The organism is Blastococcus goldschmidtiae (assembly GCF_031845325.1).
Taxonomy (GTDB): domain Bacteria; phylum Actinomycetota; class Actinomycetes; order Mycobacteriales; family Geodermatophilaceae; genus Blastococcus; species Blastococcus goldschmidtiae.
Map to the genome: position 1 here is coordinate 1 of NZ_JAVREI010000018.1, position 15759 is coordinate 15759.

Annotated in this window: 19 protein-coding genes and 1 pseudogene; 10 read left to right on the forward strand and 10 right to left on the reverse strand. The window is 72.4% G+C overall.

The features are described 5' to 3' along the window. A partial coding sequence (locus RM425_RS18690; RefSeq protein WP_311346822.1) for an integrase core domain-containing protein occupies window positions 1-127 on the forward strand: 127 nt, incomplete at its 5' end. Window positions 128-154: 27 nt separating this feature from the next. On the opposite strand, the pseudogene RM425_RS18695 reads toward RM425_RS18690, so the two are convergent. From RM425_RS18695 to dtd, 3 genes and pseudogenes are all read right to left on the reverse strand, one after another. After that, a pseudogene (locus RM425_RS18695) lies at window positions 155-397 on the reverse strand (helix-turn-helix domain-containing protein); the annotation flags it as partial. Between the two features lie 110 nt (window positions 398-507). After that, window positions 508-1500: an RNA polymerase sigma factor SigB gene (gene sigB, locus RM425_RS18700; protein ID WP_311346733.1), complete on the reverse strand. Its 993-nt coding sequence runs from the start codon at window positions 1498-1500 to the stop codon at window positions 508-510. Window positions 1501-1745: 245 nt separating this feature from the next. Then, window positions 1746-2177: a D-aminoacyl-tRNA deacylase gene (gene dtd, locus RM425_RS18705; protein WP_311346734.1), complete on the reverse strand. Its 432-nt coding sequence runs from the start codon at window positions 2175-2177 to the stop codon at window positions 1746-1748. Window positions 2178-2314: 137 nt separating this feature from the next. Between dtd and RM425_RS18710 the strand changes: the two genes are divergently transcribed. Then, the gene (locus RM425_RS18710; RefSeq protein WP_311346735.1) at window positions 2315-3079 is read left to right on the forward strand and encodes a hypothetical protein; all 765 of its coding nucleotides are present in this window, start codon (window positions 2315-2317) and stop codon (window positions 3077-3079) included. A 32-nt stretch (window positions 3080-3111) separates the two neighbouring features. On the opposite strand, the gene RM425_RS18715 is transcribed toward RM425_RS18710, so the two are convergent. Next, window positions 3112-3711 (reverse strand): DUF305 domain-containing protein, encoded by a 600-nt coding sequence (locus tag RM425_RS18715; RefSeq protein ID WP_311346736.1) that lies wholly within the window; start codon window positions 3709-3711, stop codon window positions 3112-3114. Window positions 3712-3967: 256 nt separating this feature from the next. On the opposite strand from RM425_RS18715, the gene RM425_RS18720 reads away from it, so the two are divergent. Then, entirely contained in the window at window positions 3968-4345 is a 378-nt protein-coding gene (locus tag RM425_RS18720; protein ID WP_311346737.1) for an ArsR/SmtB family transcription factor, read from the forward strand. Between the two features lie 64 nt (window positions 4346-4409). Here the strand turns inward: RM425_RS18720 and katG are convergent, their stop codons facing one another. Together katG and RM425_RS18730 are read right to left on the reverse strand one after the other, a co-directional pair. Then, window positions 4410-6623 carry a catalase/peroxidase HPI gene (gene katG, locus RM425_RS18725; RefSeq protein WP_311346738.1) on the reverse strand — a complete coding sequence of 738 codons (2214 nt, stop codon included), beginning with the start codon at window positions 6621-6623 and terminating at the stop codon, window positions 4410-4412. A 47-nt stretch (window positions 6624-6670) separates the two neighbouring features. Continuing rightward, complete coding sequence (locus RM425_RS18730) at window positions 6671-7093, reverse strand: Fur family transcriptional regulator (protein ID WP_311346739.1); 423 nt, start codon at window positions 7091-7093, stop codon at window positions 6671-6673. A gap of 105 nt (window positions 7094-7198) precedes the next feature. On the opposite strand from RM425_RS18730, the gene RM425_RS18735 reads away from it, so the two are divergent. Continuing rightward, on the forward strand, window positions 7199-8158 hold the full coding sequence (locus RM425_RS18735) for a DUF368 domain-containing protein (RefSeq protein ID WP_311346740.1): 960 nt from the start codon (window positions 7199-7201) through the stop codon (window positions 8156-8158). Window positions 8159-8266: 108 nt separating this feature from the next. Here the strand turns inward: RM425_RS18735 and RM425_RS18740 are convergent, their stop codons facing one another. Then, complete coding sequence (locus RM425_RS18740; protein WP_311346741.1) at window positions 8267-8914, reverse strand: TetR/AcrR family transcriptional regulator; 648 nt, start codon at window positions 8912-8914, stop codon at window positions 8267-8269. A gap of 62 nt (window positions 8915-8976) precedes the next feature. Between RM425_RS18740 and RM425_RS18745 the strand changes: the two genes are divergently transcribed. The 4 genes from RM425_RS18745 (at window position 8977) to RM425_RS18760 (ending at window position 12388) form a co-directional block, all read left to right on the forward strand. After that, the gene (locus tag RM425_RS18745) at window positions 8977-9582 is read left to right on the forward strand and encodes a class I SAM-dependent methyltransferase (protein WP_311346742.1); all 606 of its coding nucleotides are present in this window, start codon (window positions 8977-8979) and stop codon (window positions 9580-9582) included. A gap of 69 nt (window positions 9583-9651) precedes the next feature. Further along, window positions 9652-10260, forward strand: coding sequence for an HhH-GPD-type base excision DNA repair protein (locus RM425_RS18750; RefSeq protein ID WP_311346743.1), 609 nt, complete (start codon window positions 9652-9654; stop codon window positions 10258-10260). A gap of 435 nt (window positions 10261-10695) precedes the next feature. Further along, on the forward strand, window positions 10696-11514 hold the full coding sequence (locus tag RM425_RS18755) for a discoidin domain-containing protein (RefSeq protein WP_311346744.1): 819 nt from the start codon (window positions 10696-10698) through the stop codon (window positions 11512-11514). A gap of 73 nt (window positions 11515-11587) precedes the next feature. Then, complete coding sequence (locus RM425_RS18760; RefSeq protein WP_311346745.1) at window positions 11588-12388, forward strand: DUF427 domain-containing protein; 801 nt, start codon at window positions 11588-11590, stop codon at window positions 12386-12388. A 7-nt stretch (window positions 12389-12395) separates the two neighbouring features. Here RM425_RS18760 and RM425_RS18765 read toward each other — a convergent pair whose 3' ends face one another. Then, a complete protein-coding gene (locus tag RM425_RS18765; RefSeq protein ID WP_311346746.1) occupies window positions 12396-12536 on the reverse strand; it encodes a hypothetical protein in 141 nt (46 codons plus the stop codon). Between the two features lie 183 nt (window positions 12537-12719). Beyond that, window positions 12720-13328 (reverse strand): carboxymuconolactone decarboxylase family protein, encoded by a 609-nt coding sequence (locus RM425_RS18770; RefSeq protein WP_311346747.1) that lies wholly within the window; start codon window positions 13326-13328, stop codon window positions 12720-12722. Window positions 13329-13552: 224 nt separating this feature from the next. Between RM425_RS18770 and RM425_RS18775 the strand changes: the two genes are divergently transcribed. Next, window positions 13553-14284 (forward strand): Crp/Fnr family transcriptional regulator, encoded by a 732-nt coding sequence (locus RM425_RS18775; RefSeq protein ID WP_311346748.1) that lies wholly within the window; start codon window positions 13553-13555, stop codon window positions 14282-14284. Between the two features lie 65 nt (window positions 14285-14349). Here RM425_RS18775 and RM425_RS18780 read toward each other — a convergent pair whose 3' ends face one another. Then, window positions 14350-15243, reverse strand: a complete 894-nt coding sequence (locus tag RM425_RS18780) for a universal stress protein (protein WP_311346749.1) — start codon at window positions 15241-15243, stop codon at window positions 14350-14352. A gap of 181 nt (window positions 15244-15424) precedes the next feature. Between RM425_RS18780 and RM425_RS18785 the strand changes: the two genes are divergently transcribed. Further along, window positions 15425-15757 carry a DUF3099 domain-containing protein gene (locus RM425_RS18785; RefSeq protein WP_311346750.1) on the forward strand — a complete coding sequence of 111 codons (333 nt, stop codon included), beginning with the start codon at window positions 15425-15427 and terminating at the stop codon, window positions 15755-15757. The last annotated feature ends 2 nt before the right edge of the window (window positions 15758-15759 follow it).

The following is a 15759-nucleotide window of genomic DNA, read 5'->3' on the forward strand; positions in this document are numbered from 1 at the left end:
CGAGTCAGCGCGGCTCGCGGCCCTGCCAGCATGGGTCCACCAGTACAACCACCATCGGCCCCACTCAGCGGTCGGGAAGCTGCCACCCATCACCAGGTTGAACAACCTGGCTGGGCATCACACCTAGCCGTACTGGTCCGGCGTGGTGGGCGCGGCGGGCGGCCACGATCGCCGCGGTCGCTTCCACCGTGGTTCGGCGGGGCATCCGGTGCGGCCGGGAGGAGCGGTCGGCCAGCCCGGCAAGGCCCTCGGCGCGCCAGCGGCGCACCCACTTGTAGACCGTCTGCCGGCTGACCCCGAGCTGCTTGGCGACCTCGCCGGGCCGATGTCCGGACAGGACGCGGGCGACGATCAGCTTGCGGGCGTAGACGGTGGTGCGGGCGTTAGCGTGGGCCACGGAGACCTCCGGTTGGGAAAAGCGACGTCAGACATCGCCACTCCTTCCGGAGGTCTCCTTCGTGATCAAGCCACCACGCCGACTGTCAACAACGTCCGTGGTCGCGACACCTAGGCGAGATAGTCGCGCAGGGCGTCCGCGCGCTGGGGGTCGCGGAGCTTGTTCATCGTCTCGCGCTCGATCTGCCGCACGCGCTCGCGGGACAGGCCGAACTGCTTGCCGATCTGCTCCAGCGTGCGCGGCTGGCCGCCGTCGAGACCGAAGCGGAGGACGACGACGTCGCGCTCCCGGTCCTCCAGCGTCTCCAGCACGTTCCGGACGTCGCCCTTCATCATCTGGAAGGCGACGGCGTCCTCGGCGACGGCGGCGTCGGCGTCCTCGATGAAGTCACCGAGCCGGGACTCCTCGTCGGCGCCCACGGTCTGGTCCAGGCTGACCAGGTCGCGGCTGTGCTCGAGCAGCTCGACCACCCGCTCCTCGGTCATGTCCAGCTCGAGACCGATCTCCTCGGGGGTGGGCTCGCGCTCCAGCTCCTGGTGCATGCGGCGCCGGGTGCGGACCACCTTGTTCACCTGCTCGGCGAGGTGGACGGGCAGCCGGATCGTGCGCCCGGAGTCGGCCATGGCGCGGGTGATCGCCTGGCGGATCCACCAGGTGGCGTACGTCGAGAACTTGAAGCCCTTGGTGTAGTCGAACTTCTCCACCGCGCGGATGAGCCCGACGTTCCCCTCCTGGATGAGGTCGAGGAAGGTCATGCCGTGGCCGGTGTAGCGCTTGGCCACCGAGACGACGAGCCGGAGGTTGGCCTCGAGCAGGTGTGCCTTGGCCGCCTTGCCGTCGACGGCGAGGATCTTGTAGTCGCGCTTCTTGGCGGCCGAGAGTTCCGGCTTCTCGGCCAGCAGGCGGTCGGCGTAGAGACCCGCCTCGATCCGCTTGGCGAGCTCGACCTCCTGCTCGGCCGTGAGCAGCGCGGTCTTGCCGATCGTGTTGAGGTACACGCGCACGAGGTCGGTGGACACCAGACCGGTGGTGTCGGGCTCACGGCGCGGCGTCCGCGAGCGCACCTCGAGGGTGTCGTTGGGGGAAGACTGCAGCAGCGTCACGATGCTTCTTCGTCCTTGCCTTCGATTCGGATGCATCCGCCGGTCGTCGGTGGCGCGGCGGCGCTGACATCCGGGGCGTCGATGGGGATTCCGGGGTGCCCGGACCGTCCCCGTTGCTCTTCTGTCCGGTGTGGTACGTGATGCACAACGGTTCGGAGCGGGGTGCGTGTTCCGCGAGCGCAGGGTTCACAGGCAACCCGCAGGAAGTGTTGCCGCTCACCGGTGCTACCCAGCCGGGAGCGGGATCAGACCTCCAGGAGCAAGGTCATCGGTCCGTCGTTGACCGAGGCCACCTGCATCCGTGCGCCGAAGACCCCGGTGGCCACGGTGGCACCCCGCCGCCGCAGCTCGGCGACCACCTCGTCGACCAGTGGCTCGGCCGTCTCGCCGGGCGCCGCCTCCGACCACGAGGGGCGCCGGCCCTTGCGGGTGTCGGCGTAGAGGGTGAACTGGCTGACAACCAGCACGGGCAGGCCCAGATCGGCGGCGGACACCATGCCGTCCGCGCCGGGGAGGATCCGCAGCTCGTGGATCTTGCGGGCCAGCGCCCGGGCGGCGTCCGCGTCGTCCGTGCGTCCCACTCCGACCAGTGACAGCAGGCCGGGGCCGATCTCCCCGACCACGGCGCCGTCGACGCTTACAGCGGCTGTACTGACCCTGCTGACCACGGCGCGCACGCCGCACACTCTCCCCGATCCCGCGGGCGCCGTGCGCCGGACCCTCGTACGGCCCCACGCGCGCGGCGGCGCAGCCTCGGGCAAGGTGTCCGGGTCCGCGTCGTCGTCCCGTCCCTGGATCCCGAGGAGCTGTTGTCATGCCGGCCGCCGTCGGGACCACGACCAGCGGCGTCCCGATCGCGGCGCTGGCGGCTGCTGCTGCCCTCGTGCTCGTGCAACTGCTCGTACCCGAGGTGCGCCGCCGGGTGTCCCCGCGGTCCACCCGGTTCCAGTCCCTGGCCGGGGGACTGGCGGTGGCCTACGTGTTCGCCCGGCTGCTGCCCGGTCTGGCGCAACCCGCCACGGCGTCCTCCGCCGACCTCCCGGACGGGCCGCTGGGGCTGCTGGAGCGGCATGCGTTCCTCGTCGCGCTGGCCGGCCTCGTGGCGTACTACGCGGTGCTCGACTGGGCTCAGGACGAGGACCGCCGGGAGCAGCGGGAGCCGGGCGGGACCCCGACTCCCTGGCCGTTCTGGGCGAGCGTGGCGCTGTACCTCGTGTTCAACCTCTTCGTCGGGTACCTGCTCGTGCACCAGGTGCGGCCGGGCGTCACGGAGCTGGTCCTGTACACGGTCGCGCTGGCCGCCCGGTACCTCGCGGGGGAGGTCGCCCTGCGCGACCAGGACCCTCGCGTCTACGACCGGTTCGGGCGGTGGATCCTGGCCGCAGCGGTCCTGGCGGGATGGGGGTTCGGCGCGGCGGTCGACCTCGGGGACGCCGCCGTGAACGTGTTCTCCGCGCTGCTGGTCGGCTCGATCATCCTCACCAGCCTCAAGCAGCAGCTACCCGGCACGGCGCGGGTGAGCTTTCCGGTGTTCGGGGCCGCCTGTCTCGTGTTCACGGCCCTGCTGCTCGCGCTCTGAGACCCCATGGCCTTCGGCAGACCGCTCCCGCATCAGTCCGACCGAGGGCAGTCGCGCAGGGCGGAGCCCTCGAACTCGGGCACGGGGCGGGCCTGTGCCTCCTCGAGCGTCGTCGCCTCCCCGTTCTCCTCGATGTCCTGGATCAGCCACTCCATCTCGGCGATCTCCCGCTCCTGGGCCCGGATGATCTCGACGGCGAGCCGGCACACGCGGACGTCGTCGATGTCGGCGCGCTCGGACCGGGTGATGGCCAGCGAGTGGTGGGGGATCATGGCCTGCATCCAGTTGACGTCATCCACGGTGGCCTGGGTGCGGTCCAAGGCGATACCGCCGCCGAAGAGCAGCAGGCTCGCCGCCACGATGGCGATGTTGCCCGTCACGTTCTTGTACATGTTGAGCATCCAGGCGAGCATGACCAGCCCCATGGTGCCGCCCATGGTGAGCGCCATGAACACGCGGCTCTCGCTGAACCGGACGTGGTCCCACTCCCACGTGCCCGCGAACATGGTCCAGTACATGACGACCATGGCCGTCGTGATCATGGCCGCGAAGCGCAGGTACATCTTCGTCTGATGCGACATGCCGCCGTCGTGGCCGTGCTCGTCGGTGTCGGCGTTCCGCTTCGTCGCCATGGTGGGGGCTCCCTGTCTGTCGTCGTCCGGTGTGGGGGTCGTCCGTTCGTCGTCCCGCGGCTGCCGCGACGTCGCCGGCTGCACGGCCCGCAGGGGCACCCGCCCGCTCGGGGGCCGGTGGTGCGTCACCATGCGCGGAGGGCCGTCCGCATGCCCGTACGGTCGTCCGGACAAACGTCGCCCGGTCGGTGACGTCCCCGCGGACGGGGCATACCCCGGCGACCGTGCGGGCAAGGACGGCCGCGGAGGTGTTCCGATGGCCGAGCCCGACCATGCGCATCCGGTCGATGCCGAGCGGGTGGCCCATGCCCGTGCCCGGCTCCCCGGGCGCGAGGAGACCGCACGGCTGACGAGCGTGCTGAACCTGATGGCGGATCCGACCCGGGCGCGGGTCCTGTTCGCCCTGGACATGGTCGAGGAGCTCTGCGTCGGTGACCTGGCGCTGGCACTGGAGGCCACCGAGGACGCCGTCGGCTATGCCCTCCGGCTGCTGCGCACGGCCGGGCTCGTCGCCAACCGGAAGCAGGGGCGGGTCGTGTACTACCGGCTGGGCGAGGGGTTCCCCGAGCCCCTGCGCGACCACTGCCTCCGGCAGCTGGCCGTCCTCGCGGCCGCGGCCCCCGACGAGGAGTGACGGCGGGTGGACGCACGGACGCCCCGGCCGCACGAGGCGGACCGGGGCGTCCGGACGGGAGTGCCTACCGCAGGTCGAAGCGGTCGAGCTCCATGACCTTGACCCACGCGGCGGCGAAGTCCCGCACGAACTTCTCCTTGGCGTCGTCGGCGGAGTAGACCTCGACGATGCCGCGCAGGATGGAGTTCGAGTTGAACACCAGGTCGGCGGCCGTGGCCGTCCGCACGACGGTGCCCTCGGCGTCCAGGCCCTCGTAGACGTCCTCGGCGTCCGCCGAGGTGCGCCACGAGATGCCCAGGTCGAGCAGGTTGCGGAAGAAGTCCTGGGAGAGGACCCCCGGCCGGTCGGTGAACACGCCGTGCGTCACGCCGCCGGTGTTCGCGCCGAGCACGCGCAGGCCGCCGACCAGCAGCGTCATCTCCTTGGCGGTGAGCTCCAGCATGTACGCCCGGTCGACCAGCAACGTCTCCGGCTCGAGCTTGCTGCCCGGCTGGAGGTAGTTGCGGAAGCCGTCGGCCCGCGGCTCGAGCCAGCGGAAGTTGTCGACGTCGGTCTGCTCCTGCGAGGCGTCCGTACGACCCGGCGTGAACGGCACCGTGATCTGCACGCCGGCGTCGGCCGCGGCCTTCTCGACCGCAGCGGTGCCGCCCAGCACGATCAGGTCGGCCAGCGCAACCTTCGTGCCGGTCTGCTCGAAGTCGGCCTTCACCTGCTCGAGCACGGGCAGCACGTCCCGCACCCCCTCGTTGACCGCCCAGCCGATCTGCGGCTCGAGGCGCAGCCGGGCGCCGTTGGCCCCGCCGCGCTTGTCCGTGCCGCGGTACGAGGCGGCCGCCGACCACGCCGTGTGCACCAACTGGGACACGGTCAGGCCGGAGGAGAGCAGGCGCTGCTTGAGGTCGGCGATCTCCGCCTCGCCGACCAGCTCGTGGTCGACTGCGGGGACCGGGTCCTGCCAGATGAGCTCCTCGGCCGGGACGTCGGGGCCCAGGTAGCGGCTCTTCGGGCCCATGTCGCGGTGCAGCAGCTTGAACCAGGCGCGGGCGTACTGGTCGGCGAAGTACTCGGGGTCGCGGTAGAAGCGCTCCGAGATCTCGCGGAAGCCGGGGTCCATGATGAGCGCGAGGTCGGTGGTCGCCATCATCGGCGGGTTCTTCTTGCCCTCGATGTGCGCGTCGGGGACGAGTTCCTGCGCCTCGGGGTTCGCAGGCTTCCACTGCTTGGCGCCGGCGGGGCTCTCGGTGAGCTTCCACTCGTAGCTGAACAGCATCTCGAAGTAGGTGTTGTCCCACTGCGTGGGCGTCGGGGTCCAGGCGCCCTCGAGGCCGCTGGTGATGGTGTCGGCCCCCTTGCCGGTGCCGTGCTGGCTGATCCAGCCCAGGCCGTTGCCGTGCACCGGGCAGCCCTCCGGCTCCGGGCCGACGAGCTCCGGGTTGCCGGCGCCGTGCGTCTTGCCGAACGTGTGCCCACCGGCGATGAGGGCGACGGTCTCCTCGTCGGTCATGCCCATGCGGCTGAAGGTGACGCGGATGTCGTGCGCGGAGGCGACCGGGTCCGGCTGCCCCTTCGGGCCCTCGGGGTTGACGTAGATCAGACCCATGGTGACCGCGGCCAGGTGGCCGTCGTCGAGGTCGAGCGCCGCCTGGTCGGCGTAGCGCTCGTCGCCGAGCCAGGTGTCCTCCGGCCCCCAGAACACCTCCTGCGGCTGCCAGCTGTCCTCGCGGCCGAAGGCGAACCCGAAGGTCTTCAGGCCCATGTCGTCGTGCGCGACGTTGCCGGCCAGGACGAGCAGGTCGGCCCAGGAGAGCTTCCGGCCGTACTTCTGCTTGATCGGGAGGAGCAGGCGGCGTGCCTTGTCCAGGTTGGCGTTGTCGGGCCAGCTGTTGAGCGGGGCGAACCGCTGCGCGCCCTCGCCGCCACCGCCGCGGCCGTCGGCGATGCGGTAGGTGCCGGCCGCGTGCCACGACATCCGGATGAACAGCGGGCCGTAGTGGCCCCAGTCGGCCGGCCACCAGTCCTGCGACGTGCGCATGACGTCGGCGACCTCCCGCTTGAGCTGGTCGACGTCGAGCGTCGCGAACTCGGCCCGGTAGTCGGAGTCACCGAGCGGGTCGGCGTCCTTGGCGGGCTTGTTGAGCACCGACAGGTCGACCTGGTTGGGCCACCAGTCCCGGTTGCTCTGCGGGCGGCCGTTGGTGACCTGTGTCGGCGAGGAGATCGCCGGGTTCTCGCTCTCGCTGGTGCTGGCGGTCTGGACCTTGTCGGTCTCGTCCTTCACGGTGGGCCTCTCTGGTGTGGGGCGGGGGGAAGGGGGGTGTCGGAGGGTCAGGCAGCGGTGCACGCCGGGCAGCGGCCCCAGAAGACGACCTCGGCCTCGTCGACCTCGAAGCCGGCATCGTCGGACGGCGTGAGGCAGGGCGCTGCGCCGACGGTGCAGTCGACGTCGACGATCGCGCCGCAGTCGCGGCAGACGAGGTGGTGGTGGTTGTCGCCCACGCGCGCCTCGTACCGGGCCACCGAGCCCTGCGGCTGGATGCGCCGGACGAGGCCCGTGTCGGTGAGGACACGCAGCACGTCGTAGACGGCCTGGTGGGAGATGGCGTCCACGCGGGTGCGCGCGGCCCCGATGAGCGCCTCGGTGTCCAGGTGCGGATGGGCGTGCACCGCGTCCAGCACCGCAAGCCGTGGGCGGGTGACGCGCAGCCCCACCGCACGCAGATCGCGTTCGAGTTCGGCGTGGTCGGGCACGGGCACATCCTGCCGCGCCTTCCTTGAAGGAGTCAAGAAACGCCTGCACCTGGTGCGTGCGTCGCGGTGGGTGGCGGTCCGCCGGCCGGCGGTAACCTCGGCCCGATGCGCCCCGAGGAGTCCGGCAGTACCGTCCCGCCCCTTCCGGAATCGGGCCTCGCGGCCGCTCCGGGCCACGTCCTCCGGGGGATGGCCATGGGCGTCGCGGAGGTCGTGCCCGGGGTCAGCGGGGGGACCGTCGCCCTCGTCGTCGGCGTCTACGAGCGGCTCATCGACGGCATCGGGCACGTCGTGACGGCACTGCGGCTGTCGGTCACCGGGCGGGTCGGGCAGGCCCGGGAGGAGCTGCGGCGGGCCCACTGGACGACGATCATCCCGGTGCTCGCCGGCATGGTGGTGGCCGTCCTCGTCGCCGCCCGGTCCCTCGAGCCCCTGATCGAGGACCACCCGGTCGGCGCCCGCGCGGTCTTCTTCGGGTTGGTGCTGTTCTCGATCGTCGTCCCGGCACGGATGGTCGGCCGGTGGGCGCCGCGGGACGTCGCCGTCGCGCTGGTCGGTGCCGTCGTGGCGTTCGGGCTCACCGGCCTGCCACCCGCGGACGACGTGGAGCCTGCACTCGCGGTCGTCGTCCTCGCCGCGGCGGTGGCCATCTGCGCCCTGGTGCTGCCGGGGGTGTCGGGTTCGTTCCTGCTGCTGACCCTGGGGCTCTACCAGCCCACTCTGTCGGCGGTCAACGAGCGGGACCTGGCCTACCTCGGCGCCTTCGCGGCCGGCGCCGCGCTGGGGCTGGGGCTGTTCGTCCGGGCCTTGCAGGTGGCGTTGAGCCGGCACCACGCGCTGACGCTGGCCCTGATGACCGGCCTCATGGCGGGATCGCTCCGCGCGCTGTGGCCGTGGCAGCACGAGGACCGCGGGCTGCTCGCCCCGGACGACGGCGCCCTCCCCATGGTCGCCCTCGCAGTCGGTGCCGGCCTCGTGGTGACCGCCGTCCTGCTCCTCCAGGCGCGTCTCGAGCGCCGTGCCCTGGCCGCGGCTCTGACCACCCCGGACCGCCCGGGCAGCTGAGGGTCCCCTGCCGCCGCCCGGGGCGGTCGGGACGATGCCGCTGCACTCGTCATCCGGCATCGGCGCGGGTCGATGAACCACCGCCCGGCACGTCAGCCCGTCAGCCCGTCAGGGCAGCAGGCTGTCCTCCAGCGTGCGGCGCAGCCAGCGTTCGTACCGGTCGGGTGGCCAGCCGGAGTCGACCCGGAGCATGTGGTGCACCTCGGGGCTGGTGAGGGTCCACAGGATGGAGGCTGCCTCCTCGACCGGCATCCCGTCCCGGAGGGGGCTGCTCGATGCGATCCAACCCGCGACGGTCGTCATGGCCCGTCGCCGTTGGCGCAGGTGCAGATCCTCGCGCAGGGCCGCGACGTCGGGATCGACCGCCGCAGCACTGCGGAGCATGCCGTCGACCGGCGCGATCCGCTCGAGCTGGCCGAGCATGCCGCGGGCGAACAGCGCGATCTGCCGACGCGGGTCCGTCTCGGCTCGCATGGCCTGCGGATCCGGTCGCTCCAGCAGTGGGACGTCGGCGTCGTCACCACCGATCACCGTGTCCATCGCCGCCTGCAGCAGCCCGCGCTTGTTCCCGAACAGGTGGAACACCGTGTCGACCGACACCTCGGCCCCGGCGGCGACCGCGACCAGGGTGGTGCCGGCGTAGCCCCGAGCGAGGAACAGCTCGACGGCCGCCGCGATCACCCGGCGACGTGTCCGCCTCGCCCGCTCGGCCCGCAGCGGCGACTTGTAGGACCGCCGGTTGACAGGCTCCGCCATGACGAGCACGCTACCTCTATTCGTCCTAGTCGAACTAGGACCGAAATGATGAGAGGTGCCGCATGAGCACCGGATACGCCCTCGCCTATCGCCTCGGCATCACCCCGTGGGAGCGCGCCGGACGGGGCGCCGCGGCCCAGTTCACCGCCCTCGTCTCCCGGGAGGAGGCCGGGCGGAACCCGCCGTACGGACCGGCTCTCGATCTCGGCTGCGGAACGGGCACGCACTCCCTGCAGCTCGCCGAGCGGGGGTGGCGGGTGATCGGGATCGACGCCGTCGGTGCCGCCGTCCACCGGGCCCGGGCCCGGGCTGCCGAAGAGGGGGCCGACATCAGGTTCCTCGAGGGCGACGTCACCGATCTGCGGCCGGACGCGGTGGGCGAGGTCGGCTTCTTCCTCGACGTCGGATGCTTCCACGGGTTGAAGGACGGCCAGCGGGCGGCGATGGGGGAGAAGGTCACCGCCGTCGCGGCCCCCGGTGCGACGCTGCTGCTGTTGGCATTCCGGCCCGGACGGCGACTGCTCCTTCCGCGCGGCGCCGGACGCGGTGACGTGGAGACCGCCTTCCCCGGCTGGATCCTCACGGACGAGGAGCCCGCCGACGTGAGCGGGATGCCCGGCCCGCTCGAGCGGACCGCGCCGTGCTGGTACCGCCTACGGCGAGCCTGACGGCGCAGCAGGCGGGTCGCCGCGGCGGTGGGTGGGTGCCACCACCCCGTCCTGCGGCACGATCTCGGTGTGCCGACCCTCCGCATCGCCCAGGACGACGCCGCCGACGAGCTGCTGAGCCGCGATCCGCTCGCATTGATGATCGGGATGCTGCTGGACCAGCAGTTCCCGATGGAGCGCGCCTTCGCCGCACCCCGGCTGCTCGCCGACCGCCTCGGCGTCGGCGAGCTGGACGCGGGGCAGCTGGCCGGCATGGACCCCGACGAGCTGACCCGGGTCTTCCAGGGCCCTCCGGCGCTGCACCGGTATCCGGGGTCGATGGCCGGCCGGGCCCAGGAGCTGTGCCGGGTGCTCGTCGAGCGCTACGAGGGCCGTGCGGAGAACCTGTGGGCCGACGCCGCGGACGGGACGACCCTGCTGCGCCGGCTGAAGGAGCTGCCCGGCTTCGGGGCGCAGAAGGCGTCGATCTTCCTCGCGCTGCTCGGCAAGCGGTACGGGGTCACGCCGCCGGGCTGGCGCCAGGCGGCCGGCGCCTACGGCGAGGAGGGGGCCCGCCGCTCCGTCGCCGACATCACCGGGCCGGAGTCCCTGGCCGAGGTGCGCCGGTTCAAGCAGGAGCAGAAGGCCCTGGCGAAGGAGTCCGAAGCCCAGCAGCGGGAGCGGGCCTCGCCGGCCTGACGGATCAGGTCCACCCCTGGGCGGCCATCGGGTGAGCCGCCTCGGGCTCGGACGAGACGATCACCGAGATCTACGAAGGCACCGACCGGGTCCAGCGCATGGTGAGCGCGGAGCCTCCTGGGGGAGTGGCGGCGACCGACGTCCCCCTGCGCGCAGATGGCGCGGTCCGCGCAGAGCCGCCGGCGGACTGATCGGTCTCCTGGGTATCCGATCTGCAGCGGCGTACGGACACGTCGGCCGTCGCTGCGAAGCCCCGATGTCGGCCCGTCATTGTCGGCGAGGTGACGTTCGACGGTACGGGGAGGGCGAACAGGGCAGGGAACGGGCGATGTCCCCAGTAGTCCTGCGAATGTCGGAGGTACCCGTCGTGACCGGAGAGCCGATCGCATCTCGATCCTCAGCGAGCAGCATCGCTGCCTCCCCGTTGGTGAGGCGATGAGGTCCCATCCGCTGCGATCCCTGCTGCCTGTCATCTCCGTGGTGGCTGTCCTGGCCGGCTGTGCCGATCCGGCGGCCACCACTGCCGACGGCCAACAGGTGCTGGCGGCGGAGCAGGTGTTCGTCGAGACGCCCGTCGTGCTGCCCGATGCCTCCGGCACGTCCGCCACCCTGCAGGTCACCACGGACATCGACATGGCCTGCGCGGTGGTGTTCGGACGCGACGAGTCCCTCGGTGACGGGATCGCCACGGACGCCGACATGGGCGGGGGAGCGCATACCGATCACCGGGCGGTCATGCAGGGACTGGAGCCCGACACCGAGTACTTCTACCGGGTGCAGGGGTCCGGAGCCGACGGGAACCTCTACCGCAGCCGGCTCATGAGCTTCCGGACCTCACCGGCAGACGTCGCCGCCACGCCGGGCGACAACGTGGCGCTCGACGCCGAGGTCGTCGACGTCAGCTCCGAGTTCTCCGAGTCGTTCGCCGCCGTGCGGGCGGTCGACGGGAACCTGGGCACCGAGTGGTCCAGCGACATGGACGGCGACGACGCATGGATCACCATCGACCTGGGCCGCGAGGTCCAGGTGCGGGGCGTGGCGATGCGGAGCCGGTCGATGAGCGATGGTTCGTCGGTCGTGGAGACGTTCACCATCACCGTCGATGACGGGCAGACCTACGGGCCGTTCGACGCCGGCACCACAGCCGTGGTGAACGACACCGACTTCACCGGCCAGGTGTTGAGGATCGACGCCGTGCAGACCACAGGAGGCAACACCGGTGCCGCGGAGATCGAGGTCTACGCGGCCCCCTGACGGCCAGCGCCCGCCCGACCGGCCCCCGCATCAGGGCCGAGCGGGAGACGGCGACCGCGCCTACGGTCGAACCATGTCCCTGACTCTCGGCACCGGCCCCCTCGCCCGGCCCTCGACAGGACAGCTGAACGCCGACCTGTGGTCGGTCGCTCCCCCGCACGCGCTGTACCTGCACCCGGTCGGGGAGCGCATCCGCGGCGTGCTCGGCGGGCGCACCGTCGTGGACACGACCGGCGCGGTGCTGCTGCACGAGACGGGCCTGCTACCGCGCTGGTACCTCCCCGAGACCGATGTCGCCCCCGGCCTGCTGCAGCCGAGCGATACCCGCACGACCTGCCCGTTCAAGGGCGAGGCGCGGTACTGGCACCTCGACGTCGACGGTTCCCGGGTGGACGACGCCGCCTGGTCCTACCCCGACCCGGTGGCCGGCTGTCCGCCGCTGGCCGGGCTGGTCTCCTTCTACCTCGAGCGGCTGGACACCTGGTACATCGAGGAGGAGGAGATGCTCGGCCACCCGCGCGACCCGTTCCACCGGGTCGACGCGCGCCGCTCATCGCGCCACGTGGTCGTCCGCGTCGGCGGACAGGTGGTCGCCGAGACCCGCAGCCCGGTGGGGATCTTCGAGACCGGCCTGCCGGTGCGCTGGTACGTGCCGGAGGCCGACGTGCGCGACGGCGTCCTCCGAGCCAGTGACACCACCTCGGTCTGCCCCTACAAGGGGGTGGCGGGTTACGAGCACGTGACCGTGGACGGGCGCCGGTACGAGGACGTGGCGTGGCACTACCCGGAGCCGCTCCTGGAGGCTCTGCCGGCGGCCGGCCACCGCTGCTTCGACGGCGATGGCGACGGCGTCGAGGTGCAGGTCGGCTCCTGACCCATCCTCAGCTCAGCTGACCGGCGAGGTCGGTCAGGCTGGCGGCGCGCAGCGACGGGCCGGTGAAGGATTCCGGGTACGGGGTCCCGGCGCGGTCGATCCACGCGGTGCCCAGCCCGGCGCGAGTGGTGCCGTCGATGTCCCCCACGGGTGAACGGCCACCAGCAGCATGTCGGCCGGATCGGTGCCGCAGGTCCGGGCGGCGCACTCGTAGGCGGCGCGGGCCGGCGTCCAGATGTCGGCGTCCTCCACCGACAGCAGCGCCTCGGAGCGGTCCCGTGGTGGGTCCACGGGCGTGGGCAGGCCCTCCGACGGAGGACCTGCCCCCGGGTCAGAGACCCGGGGCCGGCGGGAGGTCCAGGTCGGTCTGCACCAGGTGGTTGAAGTGGTTGGTGAAGAGGTTCAGCGCGATGTGCACCGACACCTCGGTGAGCTCCGTGTCGCTCCAGCCGGCGTCCAGCGCCGCCTGCCAGGTGGTGTCGCCGACCGAGCCGGCGTTCCCGGTGGACTCGCGGACCAGCGCGAGCAGCGCGGCGAGCTTCGGGTCCTCGTCGTAGGACCCGGCGCGGATGGCCACGGTCTGCTCGGTGCTCAGGCCGGCGGCCTTCGCGCCGCCGGTGTGGGCAGCCTGGCAGTAGCCGCACTCGTCGACGTTCGCGACGACCAGCGCGATCGCCTCGCGGGTCGCGGCGTCGAAGGTGCCGTGGTCGGCGATGACGCCCTGCAGGGCCGCATAGCTCTGGAGGACGACCGGCGCGTGGGCCATCGCCCCGTGGATGTTGAGGACCTTGCCGAACCTGGCCTCGAGCGCCTTGAGCGGGTCGCGGCTCTCGGCGGGGGCGTCGGGGACGGAGTGGACGGGGATGCGGGTCATGGAGGGGGTCTCCTCGTGCTCGGCGTACGGACGCAGGGGGAAGCCGGGAAGGGAGGTGCTCTCCATCCCGGATGGTCAGCTCGGCGACAGTGCCGTCGGAAACGTGGCGCGCCCGAGCCCACGGGGGTGCCGGGACCTGGGAGCCGGTGGACGCCGCTGGAGGCGGTGCTGCAGGACGTCAACCGCCTCGGGCGCCGGGGACGGCACTCCAGCTGCGGGTCGGGACGGTTCCGGGTGGCAGCCGCAGCTTCCCGTCGGGCGCCGTCCGGTCTGCTGAGAGGATCCGCCTCGTGGATCTGGGGCGATGGACGGCGCTGCTCCGCGCCGACGCGGCGAACCTGACCTCGCGGGAGACGCAGATCCGGGACGCCGCGTGGATCGCCCGCTGCGTGGGACGCGGCGCGGCGGCCCCGCTGGGCCCCCAGGACGTCGCCGGCCTCGCCGAGCGGATCACCCCTGCCGAGTTCCGCAAGGACGAGCTGCTCTTCGGCGCCGGAGCCGGCGACCGGCCGGGCGTGTGGATCGTGCGCAGCGGACACGTCGAACTCGGTGTCGCCACCTCACGGGGGAGGGTGGTCGTCGGTGTGCTCCGACCCGGCGACGTCGAGGGTGATCTCCCGCTCCTCCTGGGGATCCCCGTGCCGTACTCGGCCCGTGCGATGGACGACGTCGTCTGCCTCTACCTGTCACCGACCGACTTCGAGTCGCTGCTCGCCCGGCACCCCGCGGTCGCCCGGCGCTGGCTGTCCAGCGTGGCCCAGCGGCTGGCCACCAGCCACGGCAGGCTGATCTCCCTGCTCGGGCGCCCGCTCGTGGCCCAGGTGGCCGGCCTGCTCCTCGACGAGTCGGACCAGGGAACGGTCCGGCTGCCGCAGCGGACCCTGGCAGCGATGCTCGGCGTGGCCCGACCCTCCCTCAACAAGGTGCTCAAGGACCTCGAGCGGCGATCTTTGGTGGCGCTCGGCTACGGCTCGATCCAGCTGCTGGACGATGACGGCCTGCGACGGGTGCGGAATGCCTGAGCCCGGCCGGGCGGAGCAGAAGGCCCGGTCGGAGGAGGCCGAGGAGCGGACGCCGACCTGACCGGTCACCCCGGGATCGGGACGACGGCGATCGGGCAGGCCGCCCGGTGCAGGACGCCGTTGGTGGTCGAGCCCAGGCGGGCCAGCCGGCCGCGGTGCCGGTGGCCCACGACGAGCAGGTCCGCCCCGGCCGAAACCGTGAGCAGGGCCGTGGCCGGGGTGTCGCGCAGCACCTCCTCCTGGATCCGGACGCCCGGGCTCCCGCGGCGCACCGGACCGACCGCCTCGGTCAGCAGCCGCCGCGCCCCGGCCTCGACGCCGCTCCAGTCGACCAGCGGTCCGAAAGCGCCGACGGCGGACTCGAGCGGGACGTCGCGCCAGGCGTGCACGGCCCGCAGGTCGGCACCGCGCGCGGCCGCCTCGGCCACGGCGAAGGCCAGCACGACGTCGTCCCCGCCTCTCCCGTCGACGCCGACGACCACCGACGGGGGAGGACCGTCGGGCGTCGCGCAGTCGTCGGGCAGCGCGATGACGGGACACCGCGCGTGCTGGACCAGCGCACCGGCGGTGGAGCCCAGGATCAGGCCGGGGAGCCCTCCCGTGCCCCGGCGCCCGGTGACGACCATCGCCGCGTCGGCCGACAGGTCCAGCAGCCCGTCGACCGGGTAGTCCTCGACCACCGACGCCGTCACGTCGGTCAGCCCGGTCGTTTCCCGGACGCCGTCGGCGGCGGCCTGCACCAGGCGGGTGGCGCTGTTCGCGAACTGCTCCCTGATGTCGCGGTCGGCCATCGGCGCCGCCCCGTCGGCAGCCTTCCGTGGCGTCACGTGCACCACGAGCAGCCCCGTACCACGGCGACGCGCGCACCCGGCGGCGTAGGCGGCGGCCTGCGTGGAGGAGGCGGAGCCGTCGACACCGACGACGACCCGCCCCGCTGCGGACACCTGCGGACCGGACATCGGCCACCTCCCGTCACGACGTACCAGTCGTACCCCACCAGGCCTGTCGACGCCGACGTGGGACGCGGAGCACTCCTCCCGCGCCTGCACGACCCCCTCCGGCGGTGGCACCATGGGGCGCGGACCGGGCGTACCGGGGCGTTCGCCCCCGCCGCACCGGACACCGGAGGGATGGACATCCGTGGCCACCAGCCAGCAGTTCCCGCGGCCGCGCCGCGCCGAGCCGGTGCTGATCACCGAGGCCCAGGTCAGCCAGGTCGACCAGCACGCCGCGCGCAAGAAGCGGTACGCGATCACCATGCTGGTCCGCAGCATCTGCCTGGTCCTGGCGGCCGTCTTCTACCAGGTCGTCTGGCTGATGCTGATCTTCGCCGTCCTCGGCACGATCCTCCCGTGGTTCGCGGTGATCATGGCCAACGACCGCCCGCCGAAGAAGAAGCAGCACGTCCACCGCTACGTGGCCGGCCCGGACCGTCAGCTGGAGAGCCGCCCCCACCGGGTCATCGAGGGCTGAGC